General features: G+C 66.8%; 16 protein-coding genes. 6 read left to right on the top strand and 10 right to left on the bottom strand.

The window, feature by feature from the left end:
* Positions 1-124 precede the first annotated feature (124 nt).
* From ABRP17_RS14445 to ABRP17_RS14460, 4 genes are all read left to right on the top strand, one after another.
* The gene (locus ABRP17_RS14445; RefSeq protein ID WP_349985168.1) at positions 125-727 is read left to right on the top strand and encodes a hypothetical protein; all 603 of its coding nucleotides are present in this window, start codon (positions 125-127) and stop codon (positions 725-727) included.
* A gap of 45 nt (positions 728-772) precedes the next feature.
* Complete coding sequence (locus ABRP17_RS14450; protein ID WP_192081896.1) at positions 773-949, top strand: oxidoreductase-like domain-containing protein; 177 nt, start codon at positions 773-775, stop codon at positions 947-949.
* Positions 946-1,590, top strand: a complete 645-nt coding sequence (locus tag ABRP17_RS14455) for a DUF998 domain-containing protein (RefSeq protein ID WP_349985167.1) — start codon at positions 946-948, stop codon at positions 1,588-1,590. The genes ABRP17_RS14450 and ABRP17_RS14455 overlap by 4 nt, the downstream gene beginning before the upstream one ends.
* An 88-nt stretch (positions 1,591-1,678) precedes the next feature.
* Positions 1,679-2,974, top strand: coding sequence for a virulence factor family protein (locus ABRP17_RS14460; RefSeq protein WP_372486805.1), 1,296 nt, complete (start codon positions 1,679-1,681; stop codon positions 2,972-2,974).
* Between the two features lie 91 nt (positions 2,975-3,065).
* Here ABRP17_RS14460 and mprF read toward each other — a convergent pair whose 3' ends face one another.
* Positions 3,066-5,624, bottom strand: coding sequence for a bifunctional lysylphosphatidylglycerol flippase/synthetase MprF (gene mprF, locus ABRP17_RS14465; protein WP_349985164.1), 2,559 nt, complete (start codon positions 5,622-5,624; stop codon positions 3,066-3,068).
* 194 nt (positions 5,625-5,818) lie between these two features.
* Here mprF and ABRP17_RS14470 point away from each other — a divergent pair, with 194 nt between their 5' ends.
* A complete protein-coding gene (locus ABRP17_RS14470) occupies positions 5,819-6,166 on the top strand; it encodes a RidA family protein (protein ID WP_349985163.1) in 348 nt (115 codons plus the stop codon).
* Positions 6,167-6,379: 213 nt separating this feature from the next.
* Here the strand turns inward: ABRP17_RS14470 and rnfB are convergent, their stop codons facing one another.
* From rnfB to ABRP17_RS14495, 5 genes are all read right to left on the bottom strand, one after another.
* The gene (gene rnfB, locus ABRP17_RS14475) at positions 6,380-6,805 is read right to left on the bottom strand and encodes an Rnf electron transport complex subunit RnfB (protein ID WP_349985162.1); all 426 of its coding nucleotides are present in this window, start codon (positions 6,803-6,805) and stop codon (positions 6,380-6,382) included.
* A 25-nt stretch (positions 6,806-6,830) separates the two neighbouring features.
* Positions 6,831-7,424, bottom strand: coding sequence for an HAD family hydrolase (locus ABRP17_RS14480; protein WP_188327222.1), 594 nt, complete (start codon positions 7,422-7,424; stop codon positions 6,831-6,833).
* 29 nt (positions 7,425-7,453) lie between these two features.
* Positions 7,454-9,538 carry a methionine--tRNA ligase gene (metG, locus tag ABRP17_RS14485; protein WP_349985161.1) on the bottom strand — a complete coding sequence of 695 codons (2,085 nt, stop codon included), beginning with the start codon at positions 9,536-9,538 and terminating at the stop codon, positions 7,454-7,456.
* Between the two features lie 112 nt (positions 9,539-9,650).
* The gene (locus ABRP17_RS14490; RefSeq protein WP_349985160.1) at positions 9,651-10,094 is read right to left on the bottom strand and encodes a DUF2147 domain-containing protein; all 444 of its coding nucleotides are present in this window, start codon (positions 10,092-10,094) and stop codon (positions 9,651-9,653) included.
* 114 nt (positions 10,095-10,208) lie between these two features.
* Complete coding sequence (locus tag ABRP17_RS14495; RefSeq protein ID WP_188326637.1) at positions 10,209-10,601, bottom strand: VOC family protein; 393 nt, start codon at positions 10,599-10,601, stop codon at positions 10,209-10,211.
* A gap of 408 nt (positions 10,602-11,009) precedes the next feature.
* On the opposite strand from ABRP17_RS14495, the gene ABRP17_RS14500 reads away from it, so the two are divergent.
* Positions 11,010-12,242, top strand: a complete 1,233-nt coding sequence (locus tag ABRP17_RS14500; protein ID WP_349985159.1) for a hypothetical protein — start codon at positions 11,010-11,012, stop codon at positions 12,240-12,242.
* A 50-nt stretch (positions 12,243-12,292) separates the two neighbouring features.
* Here ABRP17_RS14500 and ABRP17_RS14505 read toward each other — a convergent pair whose 3' ends face one another.
* From ABRP17_RS14505 to ABRP17_RS14520, 4 genes are all read right to left on the bottom strand, one after another.
* The gene (locus ABRP17_RS14505) at positions 12,293-14,188 is read right to left on the bottom strand and encodes a DUF885 family protein (protein ID WP_349985158.1); all 1,896 of its coding nucleotides are present in this window, start codon (positions 14,186-14,188) and stop codon (positions 12,293-12,295) included.
* Between the two features lie 137 nt (positions 14,189-14,325).
* On the bottom strand, positions 14,326-15,009 hold the full coding sequence (locus ABRP17_RS14510) for a DUF502 domain-containing protein (RefSeq protein ID WP_188326640.1): 684 nt from the start codon (positions 15,007-15,009) through the stop codon (positions 14,326-14,328).
* Positions 15,010-15,153: 144 nt separating this feature from the next.
* Positions 15,154-15,831 (bottom strand): protocatechuate 3,4-dioxygenase, encoded by a 678-nt coding sequence (locus ABRP17_RS14515; protein WP_349985157.1) that lies wholly within the window; start codon positions 15,829-15,831, stop codon positions 15,154-15,156.
* A gap of 131 nt (positions 15,832-15,962) precedes the next feature.
* Positions 15,963-16,424 (bottom strand): DUF4442 domain-containing protein, encoded by a 462-nt coding sequence (locus tag ABRP17_RS14520; RefSeq protein WP_349985156.1) that lies wholly within the window; start codon positions 16,422-16,424, stop codon positions 15,963-15,965.
* Positions 16,425-16,494 lie beyond the last annotated feature (70 nt).

Consider the following 16,494-nt stretch of genomic DNA (forward strand, 5'->3'; position numbering starts at 1 on the left):
GGACGAGCGCTCCATAAAGCTGTGCATAAGTGCTCTCGCCCCAAGCGCAGCAAGCATCGTGAAGGGGTGGTGAAAAACTAGCCAGTGCTTGCGTGCGCAGGGACTGGCGGGCCATGCTGCGGTCATGGAATTCCAGCCTATCGCTCTGCCTGCCGCACAATGGACCGAGCTCGAAGCGTGTTACGCCTCGCCGCCGCGTGCGTATCACCATTTCGGCCATGTGCGCGCGCTGCTGCAGCACTGCCAGTGGGTTGCCGATGGCCCCGGCTGGGCACAGCCACGCGAGGTGTATCTCGCCGTGCTGTACCACGATGCCGTCTACGAAAGCGGTCGCAAGGACAACGAGGCGCGCTCTGCCGCCCTGGCGGTGGAGGCGATCACCCGCTGGTTGCCGGATGAAGGTATCGACGCGGGCAGAGTGAACGAGCTCATCCTGCTGACGGCGCAGCATGGTGGGCTGCAGCCGGCCGATGTGGATGCGGACGCCGCGCTCTTCCTGGACTGCGACATGGCCATCCTCGGCGCGCCCGCCGAGGTCTTCGATGCCTATGATAGGGGCGTGGCGGAGGAATATGCCGGGACGGTTCCCGGCTTCCTGTACCGGGCGGGACGGCGGCGCTTCCTGCGCGGCGTGCTGCGGCAGCCGCGCATTTTCCTCAGTGACACCTTCCACCAGCGTTTCGATGCGCCTGCGCGGGACAACCTGCAGCGGGTGGCGGGCCGCTGAATCGGCTCGTTACACTGACCGCCCTTTTGTTGTCGGCGTGCCTGCGTGGCTGATCCTGATTCCGATCCGCGTCCTGTTCCCCCTGAAGCGCCCGGCCCGAACGAGTGCTGCGGGAGCGGCTGCCCCCTGTGCGTGCTGGACCTGTATAGCGACGAACTGCAGCGTTACCGGCAGGCCTTGGCCGAGTGGCAGGCGCGGCACCCTGAGGATGCCGCCAGGTGAGTCGCCAGGATGGGCTGCGCACGGCGAGCGGGGTTGCACTGTTCGCTTTGGCGGGTTTCATCGTCATTGCACTGTCCACGCAGTTTCTTCGTGATGATCTGGATTGGATGCAGGCGACGTTGAGCCTCTACCTGCGCGGGCCGTGGGGGCTCATGTTGCGGTTGGCCTATGCGCTGCTGGCGCTGGCGCTCGTGCTGCTCGGCACCGCCCTGTTCCGGTATGCCCGCGGCCCTCGCCGTAGTGGGGCGGCGCCGTTGCTGTTCGCCATGGCGGCCCTGGGGCTGCTCGGCGTGGCGGTCGGGGACAGTTGGCTGCCCACCCATGCGCCGCTGATGTGGCCCTTGGCCCACGGTGTGGCGGCCAACACCGCGTTCCTGTGCGCCAGCGTGGGGATGCTGCTGCAGGCGTGGTATCTGCGCTGCGAGCCCGGCTGGAAACGCATCGCCACCCGGTTGTGGTGGTGGGCGTGGCTGACCTTCGGGCTGCTGTGGATGCACGTCCTGTGGCGTGCACCGCCCCGCGGTGCGGGACAGAAGCTGGTGATCGCGGTCATCGTCGCGTGGCTGGTGGCAGTGGCATGGGCCGGGTGGCGGCGCGGGGCCCTGCCGGTGGATGACCACGACAGGAACGGCATCGCCTAGCGCACGCGCGCAGGCGTATCGTTGCGGCATTGTCCGATGTCGGGAGCAGTGCATGCGGTTTGCGGGGACGTGCAGCGGGATGCTGCTGATGTTGACGATGCTGGGCGCGCTGCCGGCCGATGCCGGCACGTTGCAGGTCAGCCATGGCCGCTTCCAGCAGGTGCCGGTACAGCAGCCGGAAACGGCGCCGCAGCGGGTGGTGATCTGGTTCCATGCAGCCGGCAACGCGGCGCTTGCGCAGCGGGAACGTGCTGCGCTCGCCGACGATGGTGCGCTGGTGGTGGCGGTCGACCTGGGCCAGTTGCAGGCCGCACTGCGCCGAGAGCACGCGGGCGACTGTGCGTTCGGCTCCGGTGATGTCGAGAATTTTTCCCGCTGGCTGCAGGCCTACCTGCGGCTGCCCGGTTATCGGTTACCCCTGCTGGCGGGTGACGGCGAGGGCGCGGCCTTCGCGTATGCGCTGGCGGCCCAGGCCGATACGGGCGTGTTCGCCGGACTGCTGACCATGCAGCTACCGGAGGCGCCTGTACGGCAGCGGATGACCTGCGGCGCCGGTATGGCAGCAGGGCGTCTGCAGGCCAGCGCTTTGTCGCTGCCTTGGTTGGACGCACGCGATGCGCAAGGACACGCAGAGCACGCGCTGCTGCGCGACGTGGCGCGTGCCCGGTCCTTCCGGCGAACCGCGGACGGTGACGCGGTGCCGGGGCTGCGTGCCGCAGCGCGGGTGATCGGTGCGGCACCGGGAGTCAGCGTTGCGCCGCCACCGGCCGGGCTCGACGACCTGCCCGTGGTGGAAGTGCCTGCGGTGGGCGCAGGTGACACGATGGCGATCTTCGTCTCCGGCGATGGGGGCTGGGCCGGGCTGGACAAGGACGTCGCCGCCGCACTGGCCGCGCGCGGGGTCGCCGTGGCCGGGGTGGACTCACTGCGTTATTTCTGGAGTGCACGTACACCGGCGGGATTCGCTGCTGATCTTGCCCGCATCGCGACACACTACCAGCAGCGCTGGCAGCGCCCCAATCTGCTGCTCATCGGCTTCTCGCAAGGCGCGGATGTACTGCCCGCGAGCATCAACAAGCTGGACCCGGCGCTGCGGGCACGGGTCGATCTGATTGCGCTGATGTCAGTGGGTCGCACGGCGGACTTCGAGTTCCACGTAAGCAACTGGCTGGGCAGCAACGACGATGGCCTGCCGATTGCCCCCGAAGTGGCGAAGCTGCCTGCTGCGAAAACGCTGTGCATCTATGGGGCCAAGGATACCGATGCCCTTTGCCCGGACCTGCCGCCGGGCAGCGTGCGGGTGCTGCAGCTGCCGGGTGATCATCATTTCAACGGCGACCACGACCGTCTGGCCGCCGAGATCCTGAAAGCGGCAGGCCGCTGATCGTCAACCCGAACGTGAAGTACAAGCAGCCGCCCGGTAGTGCCGACTTCAGTCGGCACCGTGGTGCAAAAGCAGCCGACTGAAGTCGGCTCTACCGTCGCGGTTCCAGCGAGATCAATCGGGTGGCATCCAGCAGGGCAGCGGGTAGGTGGACGCCACCCGGTGCGGCCAGGTAGCGCGGTCGCCACTGCGGCGCGAACTTGGACTTGAAGCGGCGCAGCCCGCTGAACCCGTAGAAGCGTTCACCATGGCGCGCCACCAGCGAAGCGACGCGGTTCCACCGGCCCGCAAGGCGATGGGTGGCCAGCCCGGACAATGGCGCCATGCCCAGCGAGAACCGTGTATCGCCCTGTGCGCGGGCCCACAGGAACAGCTCGATGAAAAGAAAGTCCATCGTGCCTTTCGGTGCTTCGGGCAAGTGGCGCATCAGATCAACGGACAGCTCATGCCCCGCTGGTGCGTGCCATAGGTTGGCGAACGCCACGATGCGCCCCTCTGCCTCGACCAGCGCGATCGGAAAGCGGGCTAGGTAGGTGGGGTCGAAACTGCCCAGTGAAAAGCCTTTCTCTTCGCCCGCCTTGTCGTCCAGCCACGCGGTGGAAACCAGCGAGAGCGCCGGAATCAATGCAGGAACTTCGTCGGCGGCGGCGACGCGGAACGTCAGTCCACTGCGCTTGCCCCGGTTCCAGGCCTGCCGCAGATCAGCACGGTCGCGGCCCTCCAGGGTGAAATCCTGCAACGGCACCATGGCTTCCTCGCCCAGCTTCACCAGCCCGAGGCCCAGATCCAAGTAGGTCTGCCAGTACGCTTCGCCGACCTGGTAGAACACCGGCCGCAGCCCCAGCCGGTCCGCCTCTTCGCGGAACTGCCAGATCAGGGCGCGCGCGACGTCCGGCGGGCCCACCGGATCCCCCATGGCGATCAACGAGCCGCCATGGCGCTGCATCATCACGAAGCCCAGGCCCTGCGCATCGCGCAGTACCGCTTTGTCTGCGGTGAGAACCAGACAGGCCTGCGTATCCTTCGCCTGTGCCAGCACCGGCGTGAGGGCCTGCAGTGTCGCGTCGTCTGCCGGGGGCAACGGGCCCCGCGTGCTGTGCAGCAGCCGGCCCAGGCCGAAGATGGCCACGGCCATCGCCACCACCAGCAGCGCACGCAGCGCGCGGGGGGCGTTGCCGGACAGGGCGAACTGCCACCAGAGTTCATTCTGGTACTCGACGTGGCTGTAGACGAAGAACAGCAGCCACACCACCGCAACCAGCACCAGACCCAGGTTGCGGATCCACGGCCACGACCACGCCTGGTCAAGCAACGCGCCCTCGCGGTAGAACTCGCGCCGCGCGCTCCACAGCGCCACCGCGACCACCAGTGCGGCCAGCGCGATCAGTACCTGGCCGCCGCGCAGCCAGATCGGGAGCGGCGACGCGACGCAGATCGCCACTGCCAACATCCAGGCGGCATGGCTGCGTCGCGCCAGGCCCTGGGCGATCAACAGCAGGACCACGCCCGCCAGGCTGCCCAGCAGGTGCGAGGTCTCCAGCAGCGGCAGCGACGCGGTACGCAGGTAGCGATGGGTGGCCGGCAGGGTGCCGTCCACGATCAATGCCGCCCCCACGCTGAAAACCGCCAGCGCGATGATGTTCGGTAGCCAGGGGCGCAGGGTCTTCCAGCCTGCGCGCGTCACGCCGGCGCTGGCACGCAAGGGACGACGCAACGTGGGCGCTGCGGCCAGCACGGTGGCCAGCAGCAGCGGCAACACGTAGTAGGTGATGCGATAGACCAGGGCGGCGGCCAGTACCGCGCCGGGGGCCACCTGCGGCAGCAGTTTCAGCAGGCTCCACTCGAACACGCCGAGCCCGGCGGGTACCGTGGATATCAGGCCCGCCAGCACGGCGACCAGGTATAGGCCGACGAAGCCGGGCAGGCCGGTCGGTGCGGAGTCGGGCAACAGGACATAGAACGCCGCAGCGGCCAGGACCAGTTCCACGATGCTGAGCGCGGTGACGGCCAGCATCGTGCGGCGGTCCGGTAGCCACAGGCCGTGGCCGAGCACCGAGAAGGTGCGCCCCTGACGGCCGACCAGCAACGCCGCGCTGGCATACGCCAACAGCAGCAGCACGCCGAGTGCCTGCAGCGCGCCGCTGTGCAGGGGAAGCGCCAGCGCGGCCGCGGCCGGTTCCAAGCTCAGGGCAACACCGAGCAGCACCCAGGCACCAAAGACGAAACCGAGCGTGCTCATCAGCACCACCTGGCCGATCTGTGCCAGGTCCAAGCCAGCGCTGCGGTAGCCCCGCAGGCGAACGGCGCCGCCGGTCAACGCGGCGAATCCTACGGTCTGGCCAAGCGCGTGGGCGAGGAACGCGGTAATGCCGATGCGCGCGGGGTGCACGCGGACGCCACTGCGATGCAGTCCGATCGCATCGAAGCCGATCAGGCAGGCATAGCTGGCCAGCCCCAACAGCACGGCCAGCAGCAGTTGGCCTGCACTGAAATCGTGGAAGGCCTGGCGCACGGCACGGTACCCATGCGCATCGAAGGCGCCTGCCAGCCCATGCAGGGCCAAGGCCAGCACCGCGAGCGGAAACAGCACGGCGAACACACGTTTGACGCGCAGTGACGTCGTGGAAGAAGGCGCGGTCGTGTCGGTCATGGGGAGAAGGTGGGCCAGGGATGGCGACGGAGGCGTCAATGCGTCGAAGCTGCGCACTTTGCGCCGGGTTGGATGATTTTGCCAGCGGATTGGCGCGCAGGGGATGAGCGCTCGTTGATGTCCATGTATTGCCCACAGTCGCGCCGTGGTGGAGGACAATGGGGGTCCGTTTCGTCCAAAGAGGAGCCACGCCCATGTTGGAGCGTTTCGATGTTGGTCCGCGCATGTCCGAGATGACCGTGCACAACAAGGTCGCTTACCTGTCCGGACAGATTCCCGAGGACACCAGCCAGAACATCACCGGGCAGACCCGGCAGGTGCTGGAAGAGATCGACAAGTTGCTCGGGCAGGCGGCCAGTGACAAGCAGCACGTGCTGCGCGCGGAGATTTTCCTCGCCGACATGGCGGATTTCGATGGCATGAACGCGGCGTGGGACGAATGGGTCGTGGCTGGGATGACACCCGCCCGCGCGACCGTGGAAGCCAAGCTGGCGCACGCCGAGTGGAAGGTCGAGATCGTGGTGACGGCCGCCGTCCCGTAAGCGCAGTTGCCCGGGCCCCGCTGTCAACGCGAGGCCCGGAGCTGCGGGGCTGCCTGCAGGTAGGGCGGGGTGGGTTGGCGGCGGGCTTGCGCTGACCTGTCGCGCCGACCCATGGTCGGCGGAATGTCCACGCCAACGGCCCGCTGCGCTCGCAGACCATGGGTCGGCGCTACCGTCCTGCGGCGACTGGAAATGGGGGGCGTCGTGAGGGGCTCAGTCCCTTCGACCGGGCACCAGCACGATGCAGTCCACCGGGCACGGGGGAATGCACAGCTCGCAGCCGGTGCACAGATCGGCAATCACCGTGTGCATGTACTTGGCGCCACCGACAATGGCATCCACCGGACAGGCCTGGATGCACTTGGTGCAGCCGATGCAGTCCGCTTCCACCACCAGCGCGACCTGCGGTGGCTTGTGTGCGCCGCGGGTGCGGTCGAAGGGTACGGCCGGCACGCCCAGCACCTGGGCCAGTGCGCGTGCGCCGGCGTCGCCGCCCGGCGGGCAGCGCTCCACGCCAGCGGCGCGGCGGGCCATCGCATCGGCGTACGGGCGGCAGCCCTCGAATCCGCACTGCCCGCACTGGGTCTGCGGCAACAGGCGGTCAAGGCGCTCGACCAATGGCGGAAGCATCGTGCTCATGCGGGGCGGAGGCTGCGCAGGGGACTCATGGGGTCAGGGGTTTTCCGCGGTACCAGCGGTCATGGGCGAGGGCCAGCATCGGCCGGTCTTCGCTGCTGTCACCGTAGGCGTGGATGCGTGCGTAGCGGTCCAGGTCGAACCGTTGACGGACCTGCTGCGCCTTGCGTGGACCACAATCGGTGCCGGCGTAACGCCCGGTCAGGCGACCATCGCGGCTTTCCAGCCGGTTGCAGATCAACTGCAGGCCCAGCGCCGTGCACCAAGGCTGAAGGTACAGGTCCACCGACGCCGAAACCACGGCCACGGTATGCCCCTGCGACTGGTGCCATCGGATCTGCTCCAGCATCTCCGGCCGCACCATGTCCGGCAGCAGGTCGCGCGCATAGCCGGCGGCCAGCGCGGCGATATCGTCTGCGTGGCGGTCCCGCATCACCAGCGCAGTGACCCGTGCGCGGATACGCGCGGCAGAGATCAGCCGTAGCCGGTACGCGGCCAGCCACGGGCCCACCGTCCACCACGCGCGTGCGCGCTGTTCCGGCGTCGCGACACGACGCAGGAAACGGCTGTAGGTATCGCGCGTGGTGATGGTGTGGTCGAAGTCGAACAGCGCCAGTTCCATCGCACCCTCCGTAGCGACCATGGCGGGCTTCAGCGGACCGGCATGCCCGGCAGCGCGGCACTGTCGGCGTCCAGCAGGGCCAGGGCACCGCCGTCGAAACCGGCCGAAAGGATCATGCCTTCGCTCAGGCCGAAGCGCATCTTGCGCGGCGCCAGGTTGGCGATGAACACCACGCTGCGGCCAACCAGCTTTTCCGGCTCGCCGTAGCTGGCGCGGATGCCGGAGAAGATCTGCCGAGTGCCCAGCTCGCCGGCATCCAGTTCAAAGCGCAGCAGCTTGTCCGAGCCTTCCACGAATTCGCACGCGACGACCTTGCCGATGCGCAGGTCGAGTTTGGCGAAATCATCGATGCCGATGTAGGCCGGCGCGCCGTCTTCTTTCGTCGGCGTGGGGGCAGCGGCAACTGCGGCAGCCGGCTTGGCTACGGCATTCGCAGCAGCAGCGGGCGCGGCCGGGGTCGGCTGCAGGGTGTCTTTGGAGGCGTCGGTCATGGCGTCGATTTTCTTCGGGTCGATACGGGTGAAAAGCGGAACGTACTCGTTGATGCGGTGGGCCAGCAGCGGCTGCGACAGCGCGGTCCAATCGGTCACCGGCGCGGCGAGGAAGGCTTCGGCTTGTGCCGAGGTGGCCGGCAACACAGGCTTCAGCGCGGTCACCAGCACCCGGAACAGGTTCAAGCCCTGGCTGCACACCGACTGCAACTGCGCGTCGGCGCCTTCCTGCTTGGCGATCACCCACGGCTTGACGTCGTCGATGTACCGGTTGGCTTCGTCCGCCAGTGCCATGGTCTGCCGGATCGCCGCCGCCGGGTCGTTGCGCTCGTAGGCTTCGCGGATCGGCGCGAGCGCTTCGACGAAGCGTTCGTACTGCGCCGGGTCAGGCAGCTGCGCGGCCAGTTGGCCATCGAAGCGCTTGGCGATGAAGCCGGCGCAGCGGCTGGCCAGGTTGACGAACTTGCCGACCAGGTCGGCGTTGACGCGGGCGATGAAGTCGCCGAGGTTCAGATCCAGGTCGTCCACGCCGCCAGAGGATTTCGCAGCGTAGTAGTAACGCAGGGCCTCCGGTTCCAACCCGGCATCGAGGAACGTGCGCGCCATGATGAAGGTGCCGCGCGACTTGCTCATCTTCGCCCCGTCCACCGTCAGGTAGCCGTTGACGTGCAGGCGGGTCGGCGCGCGGTGGCCGGTGCCATGCAGCACCGCCGGCCAGAACAGGCCATGGAAATTGACGATGTCCTTGCCGATGAAGTGATGCAGCTCGGTGGACGTGCCGGCACGCAGGTGTGATTCGAAATCCACGCCGGTCTTCGCACACAGCGTCTGGAAGCTGGACAGGTAACCGATCGGCGCGTCCAGCCACACGTAGAAATACTTGCCCGGGTGGCCGGGGATCTGGAAGCCGAAGTAGGGCGCATCGCGCGAGATGTCCCACGCACGCAGGCCGCCGTCGGCATCCAGCCACTCCATCAGCTTGGCCTTGACGCCGGGCAGGGCGACATCGCCGGACAGCCACTCGCGCAGGAAGCCTTCGAAACGGCCGACTTCAAAGAAGAAATGCTCCGAATCGCGGATTTCGGGTGTCGCCCCGGAGATCACCGACTTCGGTTCTTTCAGGTCCGTAGGGCTGTACGTCGCGCCGCAGACTTCGCAGTTGTCGCCGTACTGGTCAGCGCTGCCGCAGTTCGGGCAGATCCCCTTGATGTAGCGGTCCGGCAGGAACATGCCCTTGGCGGGGTCATAGAACTGCGCCACCGAGCGACGGCCGATGTGGCCCTGCGCTTCGAGCTTCAGGTAGAAGGCTTCGGTCAGCGCCCGGTTGGCATCGGAATTGGTCGAATCGTAGTGATCGAAGGCGACGTCGAACGCGGCGAAGTCGCGTTCGTGGCTGGCCTGCACGTTGGCGATGAAGGCCTCCGGGGTGACCCCGGCTTTCTCGGCCGCCAGCATGATCGGCGTGCCATGGGTATCGTCGGCGCAGACGAACCAGGCGGTCCCGCCACTCATTCGCCGCGCGCGCACCCAGATGTCAGCCTGGATGTAGCCCACCAGATGGCCCAGGTGAAGGGGGCCGTTGGCATAGGGCAGGGCGGTGGTGACAAGCGCGGTACGGGTCATGGTCACGGGGTGCAGCGAGGGGAAGCGACGATTATCGCATGGCCCCCACGGATGGGGGGTCGGATCCCGCTCGCGACGCGAACCCGATCCGACCCCGTCGGCCCCGTCGGGCTTATTCGCGCTGCCAGGTCTGCGCGCGGCAGATGAAGGCGACACAGCCGGACACATCCAGCTTGGTGCCGCCGGTCTGCAGCTTCATCTTGGATTTGTAGGTCTTGCCGTTGGCCGGGTCCAGGATGGTGCCGCCGGACCAGCTGCCCGCGCCATCGGACTTCAGGTTCCACAGGATCGTCATGCCTTTGACCGGCTTGTCCTTGTTGGCACCGCTGCAGTCGCTGCAGACCGGGTTGGGGCCCTTGTCGGAATGCAGGATGTCCACCACCTTGCCGCTCAGCGTGCCATTGCCGGCCTGGGCGATTTCGACGATCGACTTCACCTTGCCGGTCTTGTCGTCGATGGTTTTCCAGCGGCCCACCGCAGAGTCGGCGGCGTTCGCCGACAGCGCGGCCGCGCACAGCGGCAGCGCCAGCAGCAGGGTCTTGAAGGTCTTGCGCATGGTCCCCTCCCAGGGCATTGATTCGAGATCGGCATGGGTGCCGACGTGTGCTGACTGTATACCCATCCGGGTGGGTATGGTGCAAGGCTTTCCCTCATCGACCACGCGCCCGCCTCAGCCTTCGTAGAGTTCCAGCGGAAGTTCATCCGGGTCGGCGAAGAACGTGAAGCGCCTGCCGGTGTACTCGTCCACGCGGATCGGCTCGCAGGCCACGCCGTGGTGGGCCAGCTGGGCAATGAACGGCTCCAGTGCGTCCACTCGGAAGGCCAGATGGCGCAGTCCCTGGGCCTCCGGGCGACTGGGGCGGGGCGGCGGCGTGGGGAAGGAGAACAGTTCCAGTTGGCCGCCGTCGGGCAGTGCCAGGTCCAGCTTCCAGGAGTCGCGTGCGGCACGGTGATGTTCGCCGAGGACGGTCAGTCCGAGCACGTCGACATAGAACGCGCGTGAGCGGGCGTAGTCGCTGCAGATGAGGGCGACATGGTGAATGCCTTGCAGACCGTGGGCCATGGGCGTGCACTGAGTAAGGGCATGCCATGTTCGCAGAACAGGGCGCAGCGCGGGGCGATTGGCCAGTGTGCAAGGACGAAATGCGAAAGTACGCGCAGCGCGGCGCGGGCAGTCTGAGGCTTCCTCAATCCGCAAACGAGTACCCCCGTGACAGCCACCGCGACACCCAACGCCGAACCGTTGTTCAGGCACACCGCCGCGTTCCTTGCCGGGCAACTGACGATCAAGCCCACTGCGCCGCCGCCGCCGCCGCCGCGTGCGCTGATATCAGTTGCCAACCAGCCCTCGCCTGGCAGGGTGACGAGCCTTTCAGCCGCGCCCCCCAGTGGCGGGGTGGCACCCCGCCCGCCCCCGCGTGGCGGGTCTGAGGCACCGCTCGTTACCGACCGCGGCGAATGGAGGTGCTTCGTGGACCATCTGCAGCGGGGAGGCAATGTTCCCGGTGCCAGCTGCAATGATCCCGAGGACGGTGTGGTCTCACCGGCCCATGTCAGTGTCAGGCAGATGCTCGCGTTCCTTCGCACCCCGACGCCCGTTGATCCGGCCTGCAGTGCGAAGCCTGCGTCACTGCCCATGGCAGCACGCGTTGCACCGCCCAGTGATGGGGGCGGGACTGACGAGCCGATATCAGCACGCCCCGTCGGTGCTCCGCCGGAGCCGGCCACCCTGCTGCGGCGGGTATCCCAGCCGGAAATGCAGGACATCGCGCTCGACGTTGAAGAAAACGCGCTGGACGAGGAGCTCGAACAGTGGGCCGAGATCTACCAGACCAACGATCAACCATCGGCCGCGCCGCATGAGGATGAGCACGACGAGCCACACCAGTGCTTTGGCACGATGCCGCGGTTCGAGTTGGCGAAGTACCGGACTGACCGCGTCAAGCAGGCCAACGAGGCGCTCCAGGACGAGGCGAGTGAAACGGCACAGGATGTGGCTGAGCGCACACGCCGTCTGGGGTTTCACGAGCATGAAGTCACGCGGGTCTATACGCTCGACCCGGTGTCGGACGAGCTCGTGTCCAGCAGCGACCAGGTGTACCTGACCAAGGTGTTCGACGGGAAGTCCAAGCCGAAGCGACTGCCCGTGGCGCTCGCGCCCGAGCAGGTCACGCAGCACCGGGCAGCAGGTCAGCGGGGTGCGTCACGCCGCACTGTGAGCGTGTCCTCCATGGAGGATGCGCCCCGTAGTGTGCTGAAGCGCGCGGACGCTGATGCAGGGTTCGTGATGCCCTCGACTGACGCTTACCAGGCCCCGCCGCACGCGGACGTTGCCGAAGGCAGCACGCTCTGGACCGACCTTGGTCGGGATGACGAATGGCCCCTCCTGCACACTCGGTCAGACGAAACGTATGTCTCGCCGATGCAGGGCCTGCAAATCCTGGATCACAGCGACCCCGCCGCCCGCGCCCTTCGTTGCGAGCAGGAATTGGATCACGTGATGGAGAAGGTGGAGCAACTTGAGGACGAGATGAAGGCGCAGCTCCTCCTCAACCTTGGCGGGGAGGAAGGCACCGCACGCACCCTTCGCCGCAAGCAGGAACTGGAGCACCTGCTGCAGAAGGTGGAGCACCTGGAGGACGAGTGGAATGCGTGCTTCCTGCCCGACCAGGCCAAGGAGGAAGACGTCGGCGTCTACTTCTGAGCCAAGCAGCAGTCAGGTCCCTTCCCCGGCAGGGAAGGGACCTGGTCCGTTCACCGCGCGGGCTGTCCCATCCAGCGGATCATCCGCTGTTCCAGGATGTCCAGCGGCATCGAACCGTCCTTGAGCAGTTCGGCATGGAACGCGCGAAGATCGAAGGCCGCTCCCTGCGCTTGCCGCGCACGATCGCGCAGTTCGACGATCTTCGCCTCACCCAGTACGTTCGACAAGGCCTGGCCAGGCTGCGCCATCATCCGCTCGACCTCGGCATTGGCGTCTTCGGTGGTCATCGCCGTGTTTTTTTCCAGATACTCCACGGCCTGCCTCTTGCTCCAGCCCTGCGCGTGGATGCCGGTATCGGCGACGACGCGCGCCGCGCGCGTCAGTGCCGCGTGCAGGTAGCCGATGTGGTCGTACGGATCGGTGTACAAGCCCAAGGGCTCGCCCAGCGACTCGGCATACAGCCCCCAGCCTTCAATGAAGGCCAGATCACCACCGAGGCGGCGAAACCGCGGCAGTTTTTCGATTTCCTGCTGCAGCCCCAGCTGCACGTGATGGCCGGGGACTGCCTCGTGCAAGTACAGCATCGGCACACTCCAGCGGCGTCGCGTGGGCAGGCTGCTGGTGTTCACGTACAACAAGGCAGGACGCGCGCCGGGCACACCCTGCTGGTAGAAGGCGGCCGCTGCGGTGGCGGCACGTTCCTGCTCCACCGGCTGGATATCCAGCGTCGCTTTGGGCAGGGTCTGCAGCACCGTAGGCAGTTTGCCGCTGACCTGCTGCTGCACCTGGCGATAGCGGCCCAGCAACGCATTGGCGTCGTTGTACTGGAACTGCTTGTCGCTGCGCATGCTGCGCAGCAGTTTGGCCTCGTTGCCACGCAGTTTGTTGTCTTTCATCACCGTGGCGATCTGCGCATGCAGGGCCTGCACCCGCTGCTCGCCCCAGGCATGCAGCTGCGCCGGATCCTGTGCCGTGGCGGTTGCCTGTCGCAGGGTGCCGGCATACCACGCCGCACCGTTGGGCAGTGCGCCGATACCGGCGCTGGCGCGGCAGGCGGGCAGGTATTCGGTGGCGATGAAACCGCGCAGCGCGCGATACGCCGGCATGATCCGGTACTCGATCATGCGCTTGTACTCTGCGCTGATACGGGCCTTTTCCTCGGCCGGAATGCTGTCTGGCATGGTCCGCACCGGCGTCCAGAAGATGCTCTCTTCAGCCGTGGGCTTGATCACGGCATCGAGCTGTGGCAGGACTTTTTCCATCAACTCGCGTGGCTGCACCACGCCGGCGGCCATGCCCTGACGCATGTTGGCGATGGCCTGGTCGAACAGCTCGGGAATGCCGAGCGAGCGCTTGGACCAGTCATCGTAGTCTTTGACCGTGTTGAACGGCTGTGCGCCCGCACCGGCGCCCAGGATCGCCATGATGCTGCCGAGGTTGTAGTACTGGCTGATCGGCAGCATCCACGACGGGTACTGTTCGGCGGCCAGTGAGGCGCGTGCGTCGCGCACGAAGATGTCGTAGCTGAGCAGGTCCTGGCCCTGCAGGCCGGCGCTGCCGATCTTCTCCACCTTGCCCAACCATTGGGTGGTGAAGTCATGCGACTGCTGGCGCCAGGTGGCTGACAGGATGTTGGGCAGCTCGGCGTTGTAGCGCGTTTCGCCCTGGAAGGTCGCCTGCAGCGGATTGAACCGCATCGACGCATCCCAGTATTCCTCGTACAACCGCTCCAGCTGGGCAGCCTTGGTGGCTTGCGCGGCGGGTTGCCGGGCGGCAGCGGCAGCGGCGGGACGCGCACGCGGCTTTGCCTTGGGTTTTGCGGCCTGCCGCGTCTGCGCGGCAGCGGGGCGGGTGGCTTTCTTCTTCGCGGCATCGGCCGGCGGCGCAGCGCTGAACAACATCAGCGAGGCAAGAGCGACCGCCAAGGCGCGGGCAAGCTGGGGCATCGGGTCTTTCCGTGGAACACAGACCGTGGAGCTTGCACGATCTGTGCGGATACGGCCAGCGCTGCCGCCGCAGTCAGCTTGCGACGCGTTGGCCGTCAGTCAGCTGGGCGATGACGCATGCCCATGTCGCAAGGCGCTTACGCGTTGCGTTCGCCTGCGCGGGTGAACGGCACGGTTTCCGGTGCTACCGCGCCGCCGGAGATGATGAAGCTCATGGCCTGGTCCACGGTCCAGTCGGTCGGCGTGAGCAGTTCCACCGGCACGATTTCCAGGTAACCGGAGGTGGGATTCGGCGTGGTTGGCACATAGACGGCGGCCAGTTCGCGGCCCGTGCCCTGTTCGCGGATGACCCGCGTCACCAGCCCCACTGCCTTCATGTCACGGTGCGGGAAGTCGATCAGCACCACGCGCTGGGTGGTGCCCGGCTCGGTCTGCAGCATGTCAAGCAGCTTCTTGGCACTTTCGTAGATGATGCTGGCCAGGGGAATGCGCTTGATCACCGCACCGACCCAGCGCAGCAGGCGTTGTCCCACCACGCGGCGGCTCAGCACACCTACCGCCAGGATCACCAGCAGCGTGGCGACCAGGGCGACCACGTTCTGGATCCACTCGGCGTGCACCCAGCCCAGTGAATTGGGAAACCAGGTCGCGATGCGCTCGGACATCGGCACCACCAAGGGACTGGAAATCCCCGACAGCAGCACGAAGACGAACTTCACCACGACCCACGTGAGCCAGATCGGCAGCAGGGTCAACAGGCCGGTCAGGAACAGGCGCTGCAGGGAAGGACGGGGGACAAGTTCGGGGGCAGGGAGTGACATCCGCGCATTGTAGCGGTCGCTGGAGCCCGCTTACGGGGTCCATGTGGAACGACGCACGGCTGCTCAGGGGCCGTTGTGCCAACGGTGATGCAGACGGCGCCGCGTCGACTTCGCAGCGCCCCGCAGTGTGCGCCAGATACCGGCCTAGCCGCTGGCCAGCACCACCGTCCATTCGCCGATCAGCGGAGCCGGCGCACCGGCCACGGCGTGACGCGGGTCCAAGGTGACCGTATCCCGTTCTGCAGGGGTCAGCGCCTGATAGAGCCGGTCCGTATCGTTGAGTGGCTCGCCGGCGAAGTAGATCTGGGTCACCAGCCGATCGTGCTGGCCGCGGATGTCGAAGTGGATATGCCGCGTGCGCAGCCAGGGAGATTCGGGGTCGGGGACCGGATAGGCGCCCGGTATCACTGTCAGGAACCGGAAGCGGCCCTCCGTATCGGTGCGTTGTCGCGCGAAGCCTTGGAATGCGGGATCCAGCGGGGCCGCAACGTTCGTATCGCTGGCATGGGCGTAGCGGCCATGCGTGTTGGCCTGCCACATTTCAATGCGGGCACCGGCAACGGGGTGACCCAGAGTATCGAGGACCCTGCCGCGCAGATCCAGCACGCGTCCCTGTGCAACGCCAGGCTGGCCGGCCACGCGGGTGAGGTCGGCATCCTGGTCCAGCGGGCGCACGATGGGATAGAACGGTCCCATGATGTCGGCCACCGTGGGACGGCGTTGCTGCTGGGCACGTGCGGACGCGGAAGCGGTCAGCAGTGCAGCCGCCGCACAGGCTGCCGCTTTCAGCGCACCGCGCCGGGTTGTCATGGTGTCGGACATACGGGATCTCCTTGATCTGTCGCCGGCCGCACCGGGAAGTGCGACTCGTGGACATCATCAACAGCAAGGAAATGCGCGGGTGTGCGTTGCTTCCCGGTATGCAAAAAGACAATCCGTGTCGGAAATTCGACTCAGCCAGCCTGCCTTGCCTGCGGTTTGAGCCGGATGTAAACCTGCTTGCGCACGCGTGCGACCACTTCGCCGCTGGCGTCGATCACATCGTTGCTGTACCAGCGCAACTGCTTGCTGCCATCGGCGGCGGCCTCGCGGATCTCGGCAAGCATGGCCTCGTCGATGTGGAACGTCGCGCTGACCGTGCCGCGGCCGGGTTTGAGGAACTCGATCGCGCCCGCACGATCCCATACGTAGTAGTCGCGACCCAGGTTGTTCATCAGCCCCAGCATCCAGAACGGATCGGTCATCGCGAACAGGCTGCCGCCAAAATGGGTGCCGACATAATTGCGGTTCCACGGGCGCATGCGCAGCTCGACGGTGATGTCGCGGTAATCGGCCGCAATGTGACGCACATGGATGCCGGCGAACAGGAAAGGGGGCCACAGGTTGATGCCGTGGCGGAACAGGCTGGCTTTCATCGAGACGCATACCGGGGCGGGAGGCGTCCAGTCTAACCATGCGCATGCGTATGGAAAAGGCCTGTCTGCC

Origin of the sequence: Stenotrophomonas sp. WHRI 8082 (genome assembly GCF_040223995.2) — a bacterium.
In the GTDB taxonomy this organism is placed as follows: Bacteria; Pseudomonadota; Gammaproteobacteria; order Xanthomonadales; family Xanthomonadaceae; genus Stenotrophomonas.